Annotated in this window: 13 protein-coding genes and 1 pseudogene; 6 read left to right on the forward strand and 8 right to left on the reverse strand. The window is 70.4% G+C overall.

From position 1 onward, the window contains the following. Positions 1–24 precede the first annotated feature (24 nt). From pgi to AB0D18_RS10715, 3 genes are all read left to right on the forward strand, one after another. A complete protein-coding gene (gene pgi, locus AB0D18_RS10705) occupies positions 25–1707 on the forward strand; it encodes a glucose-6-phosphate isomerase (RefSeq protein WP_362415334.1) in 1683 nt (560 codons plus the stop codon). Between the two features lie 76 nt (positions 1708–1783). Continuing rightward, a complete protein-coding gene (locus tag AB0D18_RS10710) occupies positions 1784–2242 on the forward strand; it encodes a PH domain-containing protein (protein ID WP_362415336.1) in 459 nt (152 codons plus the stop codon). Next, positions 2239–3804: a PH domain-containing protein gene (locus AB0D18_RS10715; RefSeq protein WP_362415144.1), complete on the forward strand. Its 1566-nt coding sequence runs from the start codon at positions 2239–2241 to the stop codon at positions 3802–3804. The genes AB0D18_RS10710 and AB0D18_RS10715 overlap by 4 nt, the downstream gene beginning before the upstream one ends. Positions 3805–4054: 250 nt before the next feature. Here AB0D18_RS10715 and pgl read toward each other — a convergent pair whose 3' ends face one another. From pgl to tkt, 5 genes are read right to left on the reverse strand one after another with little or no spacing between them, the layout of a single operon-like run. Next, entirely contained in the window at positions 4055–4837 is a 783-nt protein-coding gene (pgl, locus tag AB0D18_RS10720; RefSeq protein ID WP_362415146.1) for a 6-phosphogluconolactonase, read from the reverse strand. Further along, a complete protein-coding gene (gene opcA, locus AB0D18_RS10725) occupies positions 4837–5901 on the reverse strand; it encodes a glucose-6-phosphate dehydrogenase assembly protein OpcA (RefSeq protein WP_362415148.1) in 1065 nt (354 codons plus the stop codon). Before opcA ends, pgl begins: the two co-directional genes overlap by 1 nt. Next, positions 5898–7421 (reverse strand): glucose-6-phosphate dehydrogenase, encoded by a 1524-nt coding sequence (gene zwf / locus AB0D18_RS10730; RefSeq protein ID WP_362415150.1) that lies wholly within the window; start codon positions 7419–7421, stop codon positions 5898–5900. The genes opcA and zwf overlap by 4 nt, the downstream gene beginning before the upstream one ends. Before the next feature lie 4 nt (positions 7422–7425). Continuing rightward, on the reverse strand, positions 7426–8544 hold the full coding sequence (tal, locus tag AB0D18_RS10735) for a transaldolase (RefSeq protein ID WP_362415152.1): 1119 nt from the start codon (positions 8542–8544) through the stop codon (positions 7426–7428). Positions 8545–8583: 39 nt separating this feature from the next. After that, the gene (gene tkt / locus AB0D18_RS10740) at positions 8584–10686 is read right to left on the reverse strand and encodes a transketolase (RefSeq protein WP_362415154.1); all 2103 of its coding nucleotides are present in this window, start codon (positions 10684–10686) and stop codon (positions 8584–8586) included. A 359-nt stretch (positions 10687–11045) separates the two neighbouring features. Here tkt and AB0D18_RS10745 point away from each other — a divergent pair, with 359 nt between their 5' ends. From AB0D18_RS10745 to AB0D18_RS10755, 3 genes and pseudogenes are all read left to right on the forward strand, one after another. Beyond that, a complete protein-coding gene (locus tag AB0D18_RS10745) occupies positions 11046–12002 on the forward strand; it encodes a heme o synthase (protein WP_362415338.1) in 957 nt (318 codons plus the stop codon). A 93-nt stretch (positions 12003–12095) separates the two neighbouring features. Next, positions 12096–12443: pseudogene (locus AB0D18_RS10750) on the forward strand (hypothetical protein); the annotation flags it as partial. Between the two features lie 208 nt (positions 12444–12651). Next, on the forward strand, positions 12652–13758 hold the full coding sequence (locus AB0D18_RS10755) for an amidohydrolase (protein ID WP_362415156.1): 1107 nt from the start codon (positions 12652–12654) through the stop codon (positions 13756–13758). Here AB0D18_RS10755 and AB0D18_RS10760 read toward each other — a convergent pair. From AB0D18_RS10760 to AB0D18_RS10770, 3 genes are all read right to left on the reverse strand, one after another. Further along, entirely contained in the window at positions 13726–14715 is a 990-nt protein-coding gene (locus AB0D18_RS10760; protein ID WP_362415158.1) for a COX15/CtaA family protein, read from the reverse strand. The genes AB0D18_RS10755 and AB0D18_RS10760 overlap by 33 nt on opposite strands. A 78-nt stretch (positions 14716–14793) precedes the next feature. Beyond that, positions 14794–15576: an ABC transporter permease gene (locus AB0D18_RS10765; protein WP_362415160.1), complete on the reverse strand. Its 783-nt coding sequence runs from the start codon at positions 15574–15576 to the stop codon at positions 14794–14796. Then, positions 15573–16499, reverse strand: coding sequence for an ABC transporter ATP-binding protein (locus tag AB0D18_RS10770; RefSeq protein WP_362415162.1), 927 nt, complete (start codon positions 16497–16499; stop codon positions 15573–15575). Before AB0D18_RS10770 ends, AB0D18_RS10765 begins: the two co-directional genes overlap by 4 nt. Positions 16500–16516: the final 17 nt, after the last annotated feature.

The following is a 16516-nucleotide window of genomic DNA, read 5'->3' on the forward strand; positions in this document are numbered from 1 at the left end:
AGTAGAAGAGGGCTGATGTCCGAGATGAACGCAATGGACTCGAAGAGCGGCTCGCAGGCCACGGGCGGCCGCACCAGGCTGAACCAGCTGCCCGAGTGGACCGCCCTGGGCAAGCACCGGGAGCAGCTGGGTGACACACACCTGCGCGACCTGTTCGACGCCGATCCGGCGCGCGGCACCGGCTACACCCTGCAGGTCGGCGACCTGTACCTCGACTACTCCAAGCACCTGGTCACCGACGAGACGCTGGGGCTGCTGCGCGAGTTGGCCCGTGCCACCGGGGTCGCCGAGCTGCGCGACGCCATGTTCCGCGGCGAGAAGATCAACACCACCGAGGACCGGGCCGTCCTGCACACCGCGCTGCGCGCCCCGCGCGGAGCGGTGATCGAGGTCGACGGCGAGAACGTCGTCCCGGCGGTGCACGCCGTCCTCGACAAGATGGCCGGCTTCGCCGACAAGGTCAGGTCGGGGGAGTGGACCGGCCACACGGGCAAGCGCATCAAGACCGTGGTGAACATCGGCATCGGCGGCTCCGACCTCGGCCCCGCCATGGCGTACGAGGTGCTGCGCTCCTTCAGCGCCCGCGAGCTGGACTTCCGTTTCGTCTCCAACGTGGACGGCGCCGACCTGCACGAGGCCGTCCGCGACCTCGACCCGGCGGAGACCCTCTTCATCGTCGCGTCGAAGACCTTCACGACGATCGAGACGATCACCAACGCCACGTCCGCCCGCAACTGGCTGCTGACGCACCTGCGCGCCGACGAGTCCGCCGTCGCCAAGCACTTCGTGGCCCTGTCGACCAACGCCGAGAAGGTCTCCGACTTCGGTATCGACACGGCCAACATGTTCGAGTTCTGGGACTGGGTCGGCGGCCGCTACTCCTTCGACTCGGCCATCGGCCTCTCGCTGATGATCGCCATCGGCCCCGATGGGTTCCGCGAGATGCTCGACGGCTTCCACCAGGTCGACGAGCACTTCCGCACGGCGCCGGCCGAGGAGAACGTGCCGCTGCTGCTGGGTCTGCTGGGCGTCTGGTACGGGGCGTTCTTCGACGCGCAGGCGCACGCGGTCCTGCCGTACAGCCACTACCTGTCGAAGTTCACCGCCTACCTCCAGCAGCTCGACATGGAGTCCAACGGCAAGTCCGTGGACCGTGACGGCAATCCGGTCGACTGGCAGACCGGACCGGTCGTCTGGGGCACCCCGGGCACCAACGGACAGCACGCGTACTACCAGTTGCTGCACCAGGGCACCAAGGTCATCCCGGCCGACTTCATCGGATTCGCCCGCCCGGTCGCCGATCTGACGTCCGGTCTGGAGGCCCAGCACGACCTGCTGATGGCGAACTTCTTCGCCCAGACGCAGGCGCTGGCCTTCGGCAAGACGCCGGACGAGGTGCGCGCCGAGGGCGTGGCCGAGGAGCTGGTGCCGCACAAGACCTTCCGCGGCAACCACCCGACGACGACGATCCTCAGCGACGAGCTGACGCCCTCGGTGCTCGGGCAGTTGATCGCGCTGTACGAGCACAAGGTGTTCGTCCAGGGCGCGATCTGGAACATCGACTCCTTCGACCAGTGGGGAGTCGAGCTCGGCAAGGTCCTCGCCAAGAAGATCGAGCCGGTGCTCACCAAGGGCGAAGGCGGCGAGCAGCTCGACAGTTCGACCGCCGCGCTGGTGGACAAGTACCGTACGCTGCGGGGTCGTTGAGCCCTCTGCTGACCGACAAGGGGTGACGGTGACGGGGAATGGCACGGGGGCCGTAAGGCTCAGGCCGCCGAACAACATGCTCGACCCGCGGTCCGTCCGCTGGTGGCAGGTGCAGTGGCTGGCGCTCTTCGTGCCGCCCGTCCTCGTCCTCGTACTGCTGGGAGTCCTGATCGCCCCGGCCAGGTTCTGGCTGCTGCTGCCCGCGGCCGTCATCGCGGTGCCGGGGCTGATCGTCTCGGTGTTCCTGCCGCTGTGGTGGTACCGGGTGCACCGGTGGGAGGTGACGGACAGCGCGGTCTACGTCCGAACCGGTTTCTTTTGGCAGGAGTGGCGGATCGCGCCGATGTCCCGGATCCAGACCGTGGACACCGTGCGCGGCCCGCTTCAGCAGCTCTTCGGGCTGGCCACGGTCGTCGTCACCACCGCCTCCTCCAAGGGCGCGGTGCGGATCGAGGGCCTGGACCACGAGGTGGCCGCTGAGCTCGCCGAGCGGCTGACGCAGATCACCGGGGCGACGCCGGGGGACGCGACATGAGCGACCCGGGGGGCGGGCACGACGGCGCCGGGCACGACGACGCCGAGTACGACGGTGGTGAGCGCGACCACGGTGAGTGGCGGCAGCTCGACCGGCGGACGGTCGTCGTCGCCGTGCTGATCATGAGCGGCATCGCCTTCAGCGGCGGTGTGCCCGCTTTCGTCGCCCTCACCGTGCCCTTCGGGGCCTGGGCCGCGCTCGGCTGGGTGCTGGGCGGGGCCGTGGTCGTCATCGGCGGCAGCGCGGGCGCCGAATACGTACGGTGGCGGCGCACCCGGTACCGGATCGGCCCCGAGCGGGCCGAACTGCACACCGGGCTGCTGCTGGTGAAGCGACGCTCGCTGGCCCGTGAGCGGATCCGCAGCGTCGACCTCACCGCGCACCCGCTGCTGCGGGTCTTCGGCCTGGTCAAGGTGCGGATCGGTACGGGCGAGCACAGCGGCGGCGCCGATTCCACCCTCGAACTCCACCCGGTCACCCGGCAGGAGGCCGACCGGCTGCGCCGCGAACTCCTCGTCCGGGCCGCTCCGTCCACCGGCGGGGCGCACACCGACGGCAGGCTCGCCACCCTCGACCCGGGCTGGATCCGGTACGCGCCGGTGTCCTTCACGGCCCCGCTGCTCGGCTTCGCGGCCGGCGGCGCGGTGATGCAGGGCAGCGAATGGTTCGGCATGCAGAGGGGCGTCATCGAGTGGGTCGGCGGCCTGTTCAGCGGGGTCGCGGTGGCCTGGATGGTCCTCACGCTCGCGCTGGCGCTGCTGTTCGCGGGCGTGGTCGGTGCGCTCGGGCTGTTCGTCGAGATGTGGTGGGGCTACCGGCTCGACCGCGAGCCGGGCGGCACGCTGCGGGTCCAGCGCGGACTGCTCACCTCCCGGTCGATCTCGATCGAGGAACGGCGGCTGAGGGGCGTCGAGGTCGTGGAGCCCCTGGGCGTACGGCTGGCCGGTGCGGCCCGCGTGGACGCGGTGGCCACCGGTCTCGCGGAAGACGATTCCGACAAGCACACGGACCACAAGACGCTGATCCCGGCCGTGCCGAGGGAACTGGCGGACTCGGTGGCGGCGCGGGTGCTGCGCGAGCCGGTCGCGCCGACGTCGGCGGCCCGGCTGGTTCCGCACCCCGCCGCGGCGCGGGGGCGGCGGCTGCGGTGGTCGGTGGGAGCAGTGCTGGGGGTGACTCTGGTGCTGGTGGTGCTGGGGGTGCTTCTGACGGACGTGCTGCTGTACGTCGCCGGGGGCGTGGCGGTGGTGATGCTGCCGGTGGCGGTGCTGTTGGCGGTCGATGCGTATCGCGCGCTGGGGCACGGTCTGACCGGGGAGTACCTGGTGATGCGGTCGGGGACGGTGCGGCGGGCGACGGTGGCGCTGCGGAGGGACGGGGTGATCGGCTTCACCGTGAAGCAGTCGGTCTTCCAGCGGAGGGCGGGGCTGGTCACGGTCATGGCCACGACCGCGGCCGGGGCAGGGGCGTACTCGGTGTACGACGCGGGGGAGGGGGAGGGGCTGGCCTTCGCGGAGGAGGCGGTGGAGGGGTTGCTGGGGCCGTTCGTGGAACGGGGGTAGGGGGCGGGATTTTGGCCCCCGTGCGGGCCCGGTGCGCACCTGCGGGGGACATCGTGCGGTGCGGGGACTTCGTGCAGGTGCGTCGTGGCTGGTCGCGCAGTTCCCCGCGCCCCTAACTGCCGCCCCTTAGCCCCGAGCCTCCTTGGGCAGCGGGGCCGCCCCCCGGGGGCGGGACGGGTGGGCAAGGGGGCGGCCCCCACGCGGAGCACGCCCCCTTCACGACCGCACCCGCTCGCCCCGCGCCCAGCGGTCAGGCCGAGGCCTGCGGGTAGAGTGCCCGCGGCAGTTCGGACGCAGCTGCCGCGTCCAGCAGCCACAGCGTGCGGGCGCGTCCGTACGCACCCGACGCCGGGGCCTGGACCTCGCCCGGACCCGAGAGGGCGATCGCCGCCGCCCTCGCCTTGTCCTCGCCCGCCGCCAGCAGCCACACCTCGCGGGCCGCGCGGATCGCCGGGAGGGTGAGCGAGATGCGGGTGGGCGGCGGCTTGGGGGCGCCGTGGACGCCGACCACCGTCCGCTGCGTCTCGCGTACCGCCGGGTGTTCGGGGAAGAGGGACGCGACGTGCGTGTCCGGACCGACGCCCAGCATGAGGACGTCGAACGTGGGCACGGAGCCGTGGTCCTCGGGGCCCGCCGCCGCGGCCAGTTCCGCCGCGTACGCCGCCGCGGCCGAGTCCGCGTCGGTGAAGCCCGCGTCGGACGCCGGCATCGCGTGCACCCGGGCCGGGTCCAGCGGGACCGAGTCCAGCAGGGCCTTCCTGGCCTGGGTGTAGTTGCGCTCCGGGTCGTCGGCGGGGACGTAGCGCTCGTCGCCCCACCACAGGTCCAGGCGCGACCAGTCGATCGCGTCCCGGGCCGGTGAGGTGGCGAGCGCCGCCAGCAGGCCGTTCCCGTTGCGGCCACCGGTGAGGACCACCGACGCCGAACCGCGGGCCGCCTGAGCGTCGACCACCTTGGTGATCAGCCGGGCAGCCGCGGCCTGCGCCATCAGCTCCTTGTCCCGGTGCACCACCAACTGCGGCGCGTTGCTCATCACTTGGACGCCGCCTTCTTCGCGGCAGCGGCAGACGTGGCCTTCTTTGCCGGGGCGGGCTTGTCCGCCTTCTCGGCGGGCTTGTCGGACGATGCCGTCCCACCCGTCGCCGAGGCCTCCGCCTCCGCCTTGTCCACGACCGCGCCCAGCCGGTCCACGCCGAACTTCAGCGCGGAGGCGTAGGTGTCGTCCGGGTCGAGGCGGCGCAGTTCCTCAGCGATGAGCTCGGCGGTCTCGCGCCGCTTCAGCGCCACCGCACGGTCCGGCTGGCCGTGCATGCACAGGGTGGCCAGCGAGCCGTCGGCGCGGTCCAGGACGATCGGGCCGTCCTGGGTCTCCATCCGTACGGCCGTCAGACCGGGGCCGGAGGAGAGCGTGCGCCGCACGGGAACGCCGAGGCGGTCCGCCAGCCACATGGCGAGCAGCTCGCAGCTCGGGTTGAACTCCTCGCCCTCCACCTCGACGGAAGTGACCTCGGTGGGGAGCTGGTCGAGTGCGGCGGCCAGCATCGAACGCCACGGGGTGATGCGGGCCCAGGACAGGTCCGTGTCGCCCGGCGTGTAGTTCTCGCTGCGCGCGGTCAGCTCGTGGATCGGCTGCTCGGCGGCGTACGTGTCGGTCACGCGGCGCTGGCCCAGGGCCCCCAGGGGGTCCTTCGCCGGGTCCACGGGACCGTTCACCGGCCACCACACCACCGTCGGCGCGTCCGGGAGGAGGAGGGGGAGGACCACCGACTGGGCGTGGTTGATGACCTCGCCGTAGAGGCGCAGGACGACCGTTTCACCGGTGCCCGCGTCCGCGCCGATCCGTACCTCCGCGTCGAGGCGTGCCTTCGAGCGGTCCCGCGGCGAGCGGGAGGGGCGCTTGATGACGACGAGCTTGCGCGAGGGGTGCTCGCGCGATGCGTCGTTGGCGGCCTTGAGCGCGTCGTACGCGTTCTCCTCGTCCGTCACGATGACGAGGGTCAGCACCATGCCGACGGCGGGGGTTCCCAGGGCCCGCCGTCCCTTCACGAGTGCCTTGTTGATCTTGCTGGACGTGATGTCCGTCAGGTCGATCTTCATGGCCGGCGCCAGCTCCGTCCGTCTCGTGCGAGCATTTCGTTCGCCTCGTCGGGGCCCCAGGTACCGGACGGGTACTGCGCGGGCTTGCCGTGCGTGTCCCAGTACCGCTCGATCGGGTCGAGGATCCGCCAGGACTGCTCGACCTCCTCCAGGCGCGGGAACAGGTTGGCGTCGCCGAGCAGGACGTCCAGGATCAGGCGTTCGTACGCCTCGGGGCTGGACTCCGTGAAGGACTCGCCGTACGCGAAGTCCATCGACACGTCCCGGATCTCCATGGAGGTGCCGGGGACCTTCGAGCCGAAGCGGACCGTGACGCCCTCGTCCGGCTGGACGCGGATGACGATCGCGTTCTGCCCGAGTTCCTCGGTGGCGGTGTGGTCGAAGGGGGAGTGCGGGGCGCGCTGGAAGACGACCGCGATCTCCGTGACGCGGCGGCCGAGCCGCTTGCCCGTACGGAGGTAGAAGGGGACGCCCGCCCAGCGGCGGTTGTCGATCTCCAGCTTGATCGCGGCGTAGGTGTCGGTCTTCGACTTGGGGTCGATGCCGTCCTCCTGGAGGTAGCCGACGGCCTTCTCGCCGCCCTGCCACCCCGCCGCGTACTGCCCGCGCACCGTGTCCCGGCCCAGATCCTTGGGGATCTTGACCGCGCCCAGCACCTTGGACTTCTCCGCGACCAGCGCGTCCGCGTCGAAGGAGGCGGGCTCCTCCATCGCGGTCAGCGCGAGCAGCTGGAGAAGGTGGTTCTGGATGACGTCGCGGGCGGCGCCGATGCCGTCGTAGTACCCGGCCCGGCCGCCGATGCCGATGTCCTCGGCCATGGTGATCTGCACGTGGTCGACGTACGACCGGTTCCAGATCGGCTCGAACATCTGGTTGGCGAAACGCAGCGCCAGGATGTTCTGAACCGTCTCCTTCCCCAGGTAGTGGTCGATCCGGAAGACCTCGTTCGGAGGGAAGACCTCGTGCACGATCCGGTTGAGCTCCTGCGCGGAGTCCAGGTCGTGTCCGAAGGGCTTCTCGATGACGGCGCGCCGCCAGGAGTTCTCCGACTGGTCGGCAAGCCCGTGCTTCTTGAGCTGCTGGACGACCTGGGGGAAGAACTTCGGCGGTACGGACAGGTAGAAGGCGAAGTTGCCGCCGGTGCCCTGCGCCTGGTCGAGTTCGGCAATCGTCGACTTCAGCGTCTCGAACGCCTCGTCGTCGTCGAAGTCGCCCTGCACGAAGCGCATGCCCTGGATCAGCTGCTGCCAGACCTCCTCGCGGAACTCCGTGCGCGCGTGCTCCTTGACTGCGTCGTGCACGACCTGTGCGAAGTCCTCGCTCTGCCAGTCGCGACGGGCGAAGCCGATGAGCGAGAAGCCCGGCGGCAGCAGGCCGCGATTGGCCAGGTCGTACACGGCAGGCATCAACTTTTTACGGGACAAATCGCCCGTGACGCCGAAAATGACCAGGCCCGACGGCCCCGCGATACGCGGGAGCCGTCGATCCTGTGCGTCACGCAGCGGATTGCTGCTGGACAAGTGGTCAGCCCTTCGAAGGTGCGAGGCGCTGGAGCTCGGCCTCGGTCGACTTGAGCAGGTCGTTCCAGGCGTCCTCGAACTTGTCGACGCCCTCGGTCTCCAGGAGCAGTACGACATCGTCGTACGCGATCCCGAGCTTCTCGACGGCGTCGAGGTCGGCGCGGGCCTGCTCGTACGTGCCCGCGATGGTGTTGCCCGTGATCTGCCCGTGGTCGGCGGTGGCCTCCAGGGTCGCCTCCGGCATGGTGTTCACCGTGCCGGGCGCCACCAGGTCGTCGACGTACAGCGTGTCCTTGTACGACGGGTCCTTGACGCCGGTCGAGGCCCACAGCGGACGCTGCTTGTTGGCCTGCGCCTTGTCGAGCGCGGCCCAGCGGTCCGAGGAGAAGACCTCCTCGAACGCCTGGTACGCGAGACGGGCGTTGGCCAGCGCGGCCTTGCCCTTGAGGGCCTTGGCCTCGTCCGTGCCCAGGCCGTCCAGGCGCTTGTCGATCTCGGTGTCCACGCGGGACACGAAGAAGGAGGCCACCGAGTGGATCTTGGAGAGGTCCAGGCCGGCGGCCTTCGCCTTCTCCAGGCCCGCCAGGTAGGCGTCCATGACCTCGCGGTAGCGCTCCAGCGAGAAGATCAGCGTGACGTTGACGCTGATGCCCCTGCCGATGACCTCGGTGATCGCCGGCAGACCGGCCTTGGTCGCCGGGATCTTGATGAGCGTGTTGGGGCGGTCCACCAGCCAGGCGAGCTGCTTGGCCTCGGCGACCGTTGCCCGGGTGTGGTGGGCCAGGCGCGGGTCGACCTCGATGGAGACCCGGCCGTCCTGGCCCTGCGTCGCGTCGAAGACCGGGCGCAGGATGTCGGCGGCGTCCCTCACGTCAGCCGTCGTGATCATCCGGATCGCTTCCTCGACGGTCACCTTGCGGGCCGCGAGGTCGGTCAGCTGGACGTCGTAACCGTCGCCCTGCGAGATCGCCTTCTGGAAGATCGAGGGGTTGGTGGTGACGCCCACGACGTGCTGCTGGTCGATCAGCTCGGCGAGGTTGCCGGACGTGATCCGCTTGCGCGACAGGTCGTCGAGCCAGATCGCCACGCCCTCGTCGGAGAGGCGCTTGAGTGCGTCTGTCATGAGTTCTGCATCTCCTACTGGTCTGTGTCTCTACGGGCGTCAGCGCTGGGCGGCGGCGAGGGATTCCCGGGCGGCGGCAGCGACTGCCTCGCCGGTGAAACCGAACTCCTTGAAGAGGACCTTGCCGTCCGCCGAGGCACCGAAGTGCTCCAGCGAAACGATCCGGCCCGCGTCGCCCACGTACTTGTGCCAGGTCAGACCGATACCGGCCTCGACCGCCACACGCGCCTTGACCGACGGGGGAAGGACGCTGTCCCGGTACCCCTGGTCCTGCTCCTCGAACCACTCGACCGACGGCATCGACACGACACGCGTCGGTACGCCCGCGGCCTGGAGCTCCTCGCGCGCCTCGACGGCGAGCTGGACCTCGGAACCGGTGCCGATGAGGATGACCTGCGGCTCTGTGTTCTGCCCGGAGGGCCCTTCGGCCTCGAACAGGACGTAGCCGCCCTTGGCCGCGTCCTCGTTGCGCTCGTACGTCGGCACACCCTGACGGGTCAGCACGAGGCCCGTCGGGGCGCCCTTGCCGAAGACCTTCGTGTACCGCTTGAGGATCTCGCGCCAGGCGATCGCGGTCTCGTTGGCGTCCGCCGGACGGACCACGTTGAGGCCCGGGATGGCGCGCAGCGAGGCCAGGTGCTCGACCGGCTGGTGGGTGGGGCCGTCCTCGCCGAGACCGACCGAGTCGTGCGTCCACACGTACGTCACCGGCAGGTGCATCAGCGCGGAGAGCCGGACGGAGTTGCGCATGTAGTCGGAGAACACCAGGAAGGTGCCACCGTAGATGCGCGTGTTGCCGTGCAGCGCGATGCCGTTCATCTCGGCGGCCATCGAGTGCTCGCGGATGCCGAAGTGGATCGTGCGGCCGTACGGGTCCGCCTCCGGGAGGGGGTTGCCCTCGGGGAGGAACGACGACGTCTTGTCGATCGTCGTGTTGTTCGAGCCGGCGAGGTCGGCAGAGCCGCCCCACAGCTCGGGGACGACCGCACCGAGCGCTGCCAGGACCTTGCCGGAAGCCGCACGCGTGGCGACTGCCTTGCCGGTCTCGAAGGCCGGGAGCTTCTCCTCCCAGCCCTTGGGCAGCTCGGCCGCGGAGATGCGGTCGAACTCGGCCGCGCGCTCCGGGTTCGCGGTGCGCCAGGCGGCGAAGCCCTTCTCCCACTCGGCCTTCGCCTGGGCACCCCGGTCGAGGGCCTCGCGGGTGTGGGCGATGACCTCGTCGGAGACCTCGAAGGTCTTCTCCGGGTCGAAGCCGAGCACGCGCTTGGTGGCTGCGACCTCGTCGTCGCCGAGCGCCGAGCCGTGCGCGGCCTCGGTGTTCTGCGCGTTCGGCGCGGGCCAGGCGATGATCGAGCGCATCGCGATGAACGACGGCTTGTCCGTGACCTTCTTGGCCTCGACGATCGCGTCGTACAGCGCCTCGGGGTCCAGGTCACCGTCCGGCTTGGGCGCCACGCGCTGGACGTGCCAGCCGTACGCCTCGTAGCGCTTCATGGTGTCCTCGGAGACGGCCGTCTCCGTGTCGCCCTCGATCGAGATGTGGTTGTCGTCCCACAGAAGCACGAGGTTGCCGAGCTTCTGGTGGCCGGCCATCGAGGACGCCTCGCCGGAGATGCCCTCCTGCAGGCAGCCGTCACCGGCGATCGCGTAGATGAAGTGGTCGAACGGGGACTCCCCGAGCGCCGTCTCCGGGTCGAACAGGCCGCGCTCGTAGCGGGCGGCCATTGCCATGCCCACCGCGTTGGCGACGCCCTGGCCGAGCGGGCCCGTCGTCGTCTCGACACCGGTGGTGTGCCCGTACTCCGGGTGGCCCGGCGTCTTGGAACCCCAGGTGCGGAACGCCTTGAGGTCGTCCAGCTCCAGGCCGAAGCCGGCCAGGTACAGCTGGGTGTACAGAGTGAGGGACGAGTGGCCCGCGGAAAGGACGAAGCGGTCGCGGCCCGTCCACTCGGCGTCCGCCGGGTCGTGCCGCATCACCTTCTGGAAGAGGGTGTACGCGGCCGGGGCCAGGCTCATGGCCGTACCCGGATGGCCGTTGCCGACCTTCTGTACGGCGTCCGCAGCCAGGACGCGGGCGGTGTCTACGGCCCGCTGGTCCAATTCGGTCCACTCAAGGTCTGTGGTGGTCGGCTTGGTGCTCACCCTGGGTCAGGGCTCCTCTCCACAATGTTTGGTCCCGGTGTCTGTTCGCCGCACCGGGGCGCTGTCGAGCCTACCCCCGCAGGAACGCGCAAAATTTCGAGTCCACGCCGTGGAAAATCGACGCCTCAGTGACCAGGGTGCGCGCGCCGAACGGGGTTCGCCTCTCGACGAACGCATTTCCGTATACATCGGGACAGTACTCCCAGTGCGGCCGGACCCCACGGCTGCTTCACGGACGGCCCAACACGACCCCACCCCGGCGGAGGGCGACGTATGGGCAACGTCTAGAGTGGCGTGGTACGCGCAAGTCTTTACCGGGCCTTCACGTCCGGAGCTTGCTTAAGAATTCTCTGTCAGGGGTGTGCGTGACGGCCGTCGAGTCCCGACCCGCAGGGGTCGCCTTGACTCCCAGCCCGGGGGGCCATCGGCCGTTCGGAGCACGGGTCAAGGCGTTTGTGGCACTGACCAAGCCGAGGATCATCGAGCTTCTGCTGATCACCACCGTTCCGGTGATGTTCCTTGCGGAGCAGGGTGTCCCCGACCTGTGGCTGGTGCTGGCCACCTGCTTCGGCGGTTATCTCTCCGCCGGTGGCGCAAACGCGCTGAACATGTATATCGACCGCGACATCGACGCGCTGATGGACCGCACGGCGCAGCGACCGCTGGTCACCGGAATGGTCAGCCCGCGCGAGTGCCTCGTCTTCGGCATCTCGCTCGCGGTGATCTCCACGCTCTGGTTCGGACTGCTGATCAACTGGCTGTCCGCCGCGCTGTCGCTGGGTGCACTGCTCTTCTATGTCGTCGTCTACACGATGATCCTGAAGCGCCGCACCGCGCAGAACATCGTCTGGGGCGGCATCGCCGGCTGCCTGCCGGTGCTCATCGGCTGGTCCTCGGTGACCAACTCGCTCTCCTGGGCAGCGCTGATCCTCTTCCTGGTCATCTTCTTCTGGACGCCGCCGCACTACTGGCCGCTGTCGATGAAGGTCAAGGACGACTACGCCCGGGTGGGCGTGCCGATGCTGCCGGTCGTCAAGGGCAACAAGGCGGTCGCCAAGCAGATCGTGGCGTACAGCTGGGTCATGGTCGCCGTGTCCCTGCTGCTCCAGCCGCTCGGCTACACGGGCTGGTTCTACACCGCGGTCGCGGCCGTCACCGGCGGCTGGTGGCTCTGGGAGGCGCACGGCCTCCTGGCCCGCGCCAAGGCGGAGATCACCGGCGCGAAGCTCAAGGAGATGCGGCTGTTCCACTGGTCCATCACCTACGTCTCGCTGCTGTTCGTGGCGGTCGCCGTGGACCCCTTCCTGCGCTGGTAGAAGTACGTACGTCCGTAAGCGGGCGGGACACGTGGTCAAGGCCACGCGTCCCGCCCGTCGCCAGTTTCGCTACTCGTCGGTAGCATCCTGCTCATGGCAGACACCAAGCAGGCAGAGCAGGCCGTGCAGGCCCCCAGCAAGTCGGCCGAGCGCAGGACCGCCAAGCTCGCCAAGCAGATCGGCGCCTTCGCCGGGCAGCACGGCGGCGCCGAGGGACAGCTCGCGTACATCGGGCAGCGGGGCACCCGCATCGTCCTGGTCGGTGACGACGGCGCCTGGGGCGACCTGGTGGCCCCGACGTACGACGTGGCGAAGGCTGCCACCGAGAAGGCAGGGATCACCGTCCACGAGGACTTCGACGGCGACTTCGCGGCCAAGGTCGAGACCGGCCCCTACGAGTGGAAGCGGATGGCCGGAATCCAGATCGGCGGCCCGGCGAACAAGCCCGCGAGCAAGCCGGCTGGCGAGCCTGTGACCAAGCCGGCTGGCGAGCCTGTGACCGAGCCGGTGAGCGAGTCCGCGAGCAAGCCCGTGAGCGAGTCCGAGAAGAAGACCGCGGACGAGCCTTCCTAGGCTCTCTCGGGAGTACCCGGGGCGGGCCTCACCCGTTAGGCCCTGCGGAAGCGTCACCGCCACCCCGGGAGCCCCCATGATCACGACCCCGTCGTCCCTGGTGGACCAGTACTGCCACGGGGTGCTCCGCACCGAGCTGGGTCTCGGCACCTTCGAGGCCCACCTCGGGCGCACGCCCGCGCCGCCCGCCGCGGGCACCACCTTCTTCGACACCCAGACCGGTTTCGCGGTACGCCGCTGGTGTCCGCCCCTCCTCGGCCTGGAGCCGCACTGCACGCCCGCCCGCTATCTGGCCAGGCGCCGGGAGCTGGGCGTACTGGAGGCGGGGCGGCGGCTGCTGAGGGGCACCGGGATCTCGACGTACCTCGTGGACACCGGGCTGCCGGGCGACCTGACCTGCCCCGACGACCTGGCGTCGGCGGGCGGCGCCGAGGCGCGCGAGATCGTACGGCTGGAGCTGCTCGCGGAGCAGATCGCCGACACCTCGGGGACGGCGGAGGGGTTCCTCGCCAATCTGGGCGAGGCGATGCACGCGGCGAGAAAGTCCGCGGTGGCCTTCACCTCGGTGGCGGGGGTACGGCACGGGCTCGCTTTCGCGCCGTACCCGCCGGGGCCGGGCGAGGTGCGCGGGGCGGCCGGGCGGTGGCTGGCGGGGCGCCGGGCGGGCGGCCGGCTGACCGACCCCGTACTGCTGCGGCACCTGCTGTGGAACGCGGTCGGCTGCGGGCTGCCGCTCCAGCTGCACGTGGCGGGGGACCCGGAGCGGCTCACGGAGTTCGCGGCGGCGAGCGCGGGGCTCGGCACGGACCTGGTGCTGCTGCACGGCTATCCGTACCACCGGCACGCGGCCCATCTCGCGGGCGTCTTCCCGCACGTCTACGCGGACCTGGGGCCCGCGCCCGCGCACACGGGGGCGCGGGCGGCGGCCGTACTCGCGGAGACCCTGGAGCTGGCACCGTTCGGCAAGCTGCTGTTCTCCAGCGGCGCGCGCGGGCTGCCGGAACTGCACGTGGTGGGGGCACAGGTGTTCCGCGAGGCGATCGGCCGGGTGCTCGGCGGCTGGGTGGCCGAGGGCGCCTGGTCGAAGGCGGACGCGGAACGGGTCGCGGGCCTGATCGCGGCGGGCAATGCCCGCCGCGTCTACCGGTTGTCAGACGACGCTGGCGACCGCGGTGTCGGCTGAGGCGCCGGACTGCGGTGCGGGGACCTCGTCGGAGCTCTCCAGGGGGCGCTCGCGCAGGCTCAGGGCGAGGCGGACCACCGCGATCCACATCAGCGAGGACAGCAGCATGTGGACGGCGACCAGGATCTCCGGGACCTGCGTGAAGAACTGGACGTAACCGACGGCGCCCTGGGCCACCAGCACGATCAGCAGATCGCGGGAGCGCGCCCGCGTGTCGTCCGGGGCGTCCACCATGCGCAGCACCAGCCACATCGCGATGGCCAGCGCGCAGAGGGCCCAGGCGGCGATCGCGTGCACATGAGCCGCGTCGGTCCAGTCCCACGGCATGCGCGGTACGTCACTGCTGTCACCGGCGTGCTTGCCGGAACCGGTCACCGACGTACCGAGGACGAGCAGCACGACCGTGGCCGCGACGATCGCCCAGGACAGCTTGCGGACCGGGCCCGGCACGCGCGGCCTCGGCGGGGTGTCGCCCTCGCGGGTGCGCTGCCAGACGACGACGGCGACGGCGAGGAGGACGTTGGCGGCCAGGAAGTGGCCCGCGACCGTCCACGGGTTGAGGCCGGTCCGCACGGAGATGCCGCCGATGACGGCGTTGCTCATCACCAGCCAGAACATGGCCCAGGCGATGCGGGTGAGCCCGCGCCGCCACGGCTTGGTCGCGCGCGCCGCGATGATCGCCCAGCCGACCGCGGCCGACAGGACGTACGTCAGCATGCGGTTGCCGAACTCGATGTAACCGTGGAAGCCCTGCTCGGGCGTCACGATCAGACTGCCGGACGTGCACTTGGGCCAGGTGTCGCAGCCGAGACCGGAACCGGTCAGCCGGACCGCGCCGCCGGTGACGATGATGAACACGCTCATCACGACGGCCGACATCGCGGCGCGCTGGAGCGTACGGGGCGTGGGCGTCCATCGCTTGGCGATGAGGGCGAGGGGGTTCAACACGGCAACCATCGTAGGCCGGTGCTTGTGCAGGATTTCACGAGGGGGGCAGGGGAGGGCTGTGACGTCACTCCCAGATCCGACCGGGGGCTACTCCCAGCGGAAGAACTTCGCCGCCGCGCCGAGCCCGAGTACCGCCCACACCGCGAGGATCCCGAGGTTGCCCCACGGCATCGAAGCCCCGTGCTGGAGCACGTCGCGCAGCCCGTCGGAGAGCGCCGAGATCGGCAGCAGGCCCAGTACGTCGCGCACCGCGTCCGGGAACTTCTCCAGCGGCACGATGACTCCGCCGCCGACCAGCAGCAGCAGGAACACCAGGTTGGCGGCCGCGAGAGTCGCCTCCGCCTTGAGGGTGCCCGCCATCAGCAGCCCGAGCCCGGAGAACGCCGCCGTACCGAGAACCAGGAGCAGGAGTACGGAGACGGGGCCGCCCTGCGGCGACCAGCCGAGCCCGAACGCGATCGCGGTCAGGAGGATCACCTGGAGTACCTCGGTGACCAGCACCGACAGCGTCTTCGCGGTCATCAGCGCCCAGCGCGGCAGCGGCGACGCGGCGAGCCTCTTGAGGACGCCGTAGCGCCGCTCGAACCCGGTCGCGATGGCCTGCCCGGTGAAGGCGGTCGACATGACGGCGAGGGCGAGTACACCGGGGGCGAGGAAGTCGACGGACTTCCCGGTACCGCTCGGTGAAACGGGCACCGTAATGATGTCCACGGCCGAGAACAGCACCAGCAGCAGCGCCGGGATGATCACCGTCAGCAGCAGCTGCTCGCCGTTGCGCAGCAGCATCTTCGTTTCGAGCGCGGTCTGCGCCGCGATCATCCGGCCGAGCGGGGCCGCTCCCGGCATCGGGGTGTAAGGGGCGGTGCTCATGGACGCAGGTCCTTACCGGTCAGTTCGAGGAAGACGTCTTCGAGGGTGCGGCGCTCGACCGAGATGCCGTCCGGCATCACCCCGTGCTGGGCGCACCAGGAGGTGACGGTGGCCAGCAGCTGCGGGTCGATCTTCCCGCTGATGCGGTACGTCCCCGGGATCAGCTCCTGCGCGAGGGCGTCCACCGGGAGCGCCTTGAGGAGGGACGCCACGTCGAGGCCGGGGCGGCCGGTGAATCGCAGGGTGTTCTCGGCGCCGCCGCGGCACAGGTCCGCGGGGGAACCCTGGGCGATGACCCGGCCCGCGTCCACGATGGCGACATCGTCGGCGAGCTGCTCGGCCTCGTCCATGAAGTGGGTGGTGAGGATGACGCTCACGCCGGAGGAACGCAGTTCGCGTACGAGGTCCCAGGTGGAGCGGCGGGCGTGCGGGTCGAGCCCGGCGGTCGGCTCGTCCAGGAAGACCAGCTCCGGGCGGCCGACCACGGCCATCGCGAGCGCGAGCCGCTGCTGCTGGCCGCCGGACAGCCGCCGGTAGGTCGTACGGCCGCAGCCGGCGAGCCCCAGACGGTCGATGAGGGCGTCCACGTCCAGCGGGTGTGCGTGCAGTTTCGCCATGTGGCGGAGCATCTCGTCGGCACGGGCACCGGAGTAGACGCCGCCGGACTGGAGCATCACCCCGATCCGGGGGCGCAGCTTCGCCGCGTCGGCGACCGGGTCGAGACCCAGGACACGCACGGTGCCCGCGTCGGGCTTGCGGTAGCCCTCGCAGGTTTCGACGGTGGTGGTCTTGCCGGCGCCGTTGGGGCCGAGGACGGCGGTGACGGTGCCGGTGGCGACCGTGAGATCGAGGCCGTCGACCGCGGTCTTGGATCCGTACCGCTTGACCAGGCCGGTGACCTGGACGACGGGCTCATGTGACATGGGAGCGAGTCTAGGCA

It is taken from the genome of Streptomyces sp. NPDC048442, assembly GCF_040651475.1.
Classification (GTDB): Bacteria; Actinomycetota; Actinomycetes; order Streptomycetales; family Streptomycetaceae; genus Streptomyces.

Excerpts from the sequence above, each read along its gene's own strand:
- pgi (WP_362415334.1), top strand. The coding sequence starts at position 25 with ATGAACGCAATGGACTCGAAGAGCGGCTCGCAGGCCACGGGCGGCCGC.
- AB0D18_RS10710 (WP_362415336.1), top strand. The coding sequence starts at position 1,784 with ATGCTCGACCCGCGGTCCGTCCGCTGGTGGCAGGTGCAGTGGCTGGCG.
- AB0D18_RS10715 (WP_362415144.1), top strand. The coding sequence starts at position 2,239 with ATGAGCGACCCGGGGGGCGGGCACGACGGCGCCGGGCACGACGACGCC.
- pgl (WP_362415146.1), bottom strand. The coding sequence starts at position 4,837 with ATGAGCAACGCGCCGCAGTTGGTGGTGCACCGGGACAAGGAGCTGATG.
- opcA (WP_362415148.1), bottom strand. The coding sequence starts at position 5,901 with ATGAAGATCGACCTGACGGACATCACGTCCAGCAAGATCAACAAGGCA.
- tal (WP_362415152.1), bottom strand. The coding sequence starts at position 8,544 with ATGACAGACGCACTCAAGCGCCTCTCCGACGAGGGCGTGGCGATCTGG.
- AB0D18_RS10755 (WP_362415156.1), top strand. The coding sequence starts at position 12,652 with ATGATCACGACCCCGTCGTCCCTGGTGGACCAGTACTGCCACGGGGTG.
- AB0D18_RS10760 (WP_362415158.1), bottom strand. The coding sequence starts at position 14,715 with ATGGTTGCCGTGTTGAACCCCCTCGCCCTCATCGCCAAGCGATGGACG.
- AB0D18_RS10765 (WP_362415160.1), bottom strand. The coding sequence starts at position 15,576 with ATGAGCACCGCCCCTTACACCCCGATGCCGGGAGCGGCCCCGCTCGGC.
- AB0D18_RS10770 (WP_362415162.1), bottom strand. The coding sequence starts at position 16,499 with ATGTCACATGAGCCCGTCGTCCAGGTCACCGGCCTGGTCAAGCGGTAC.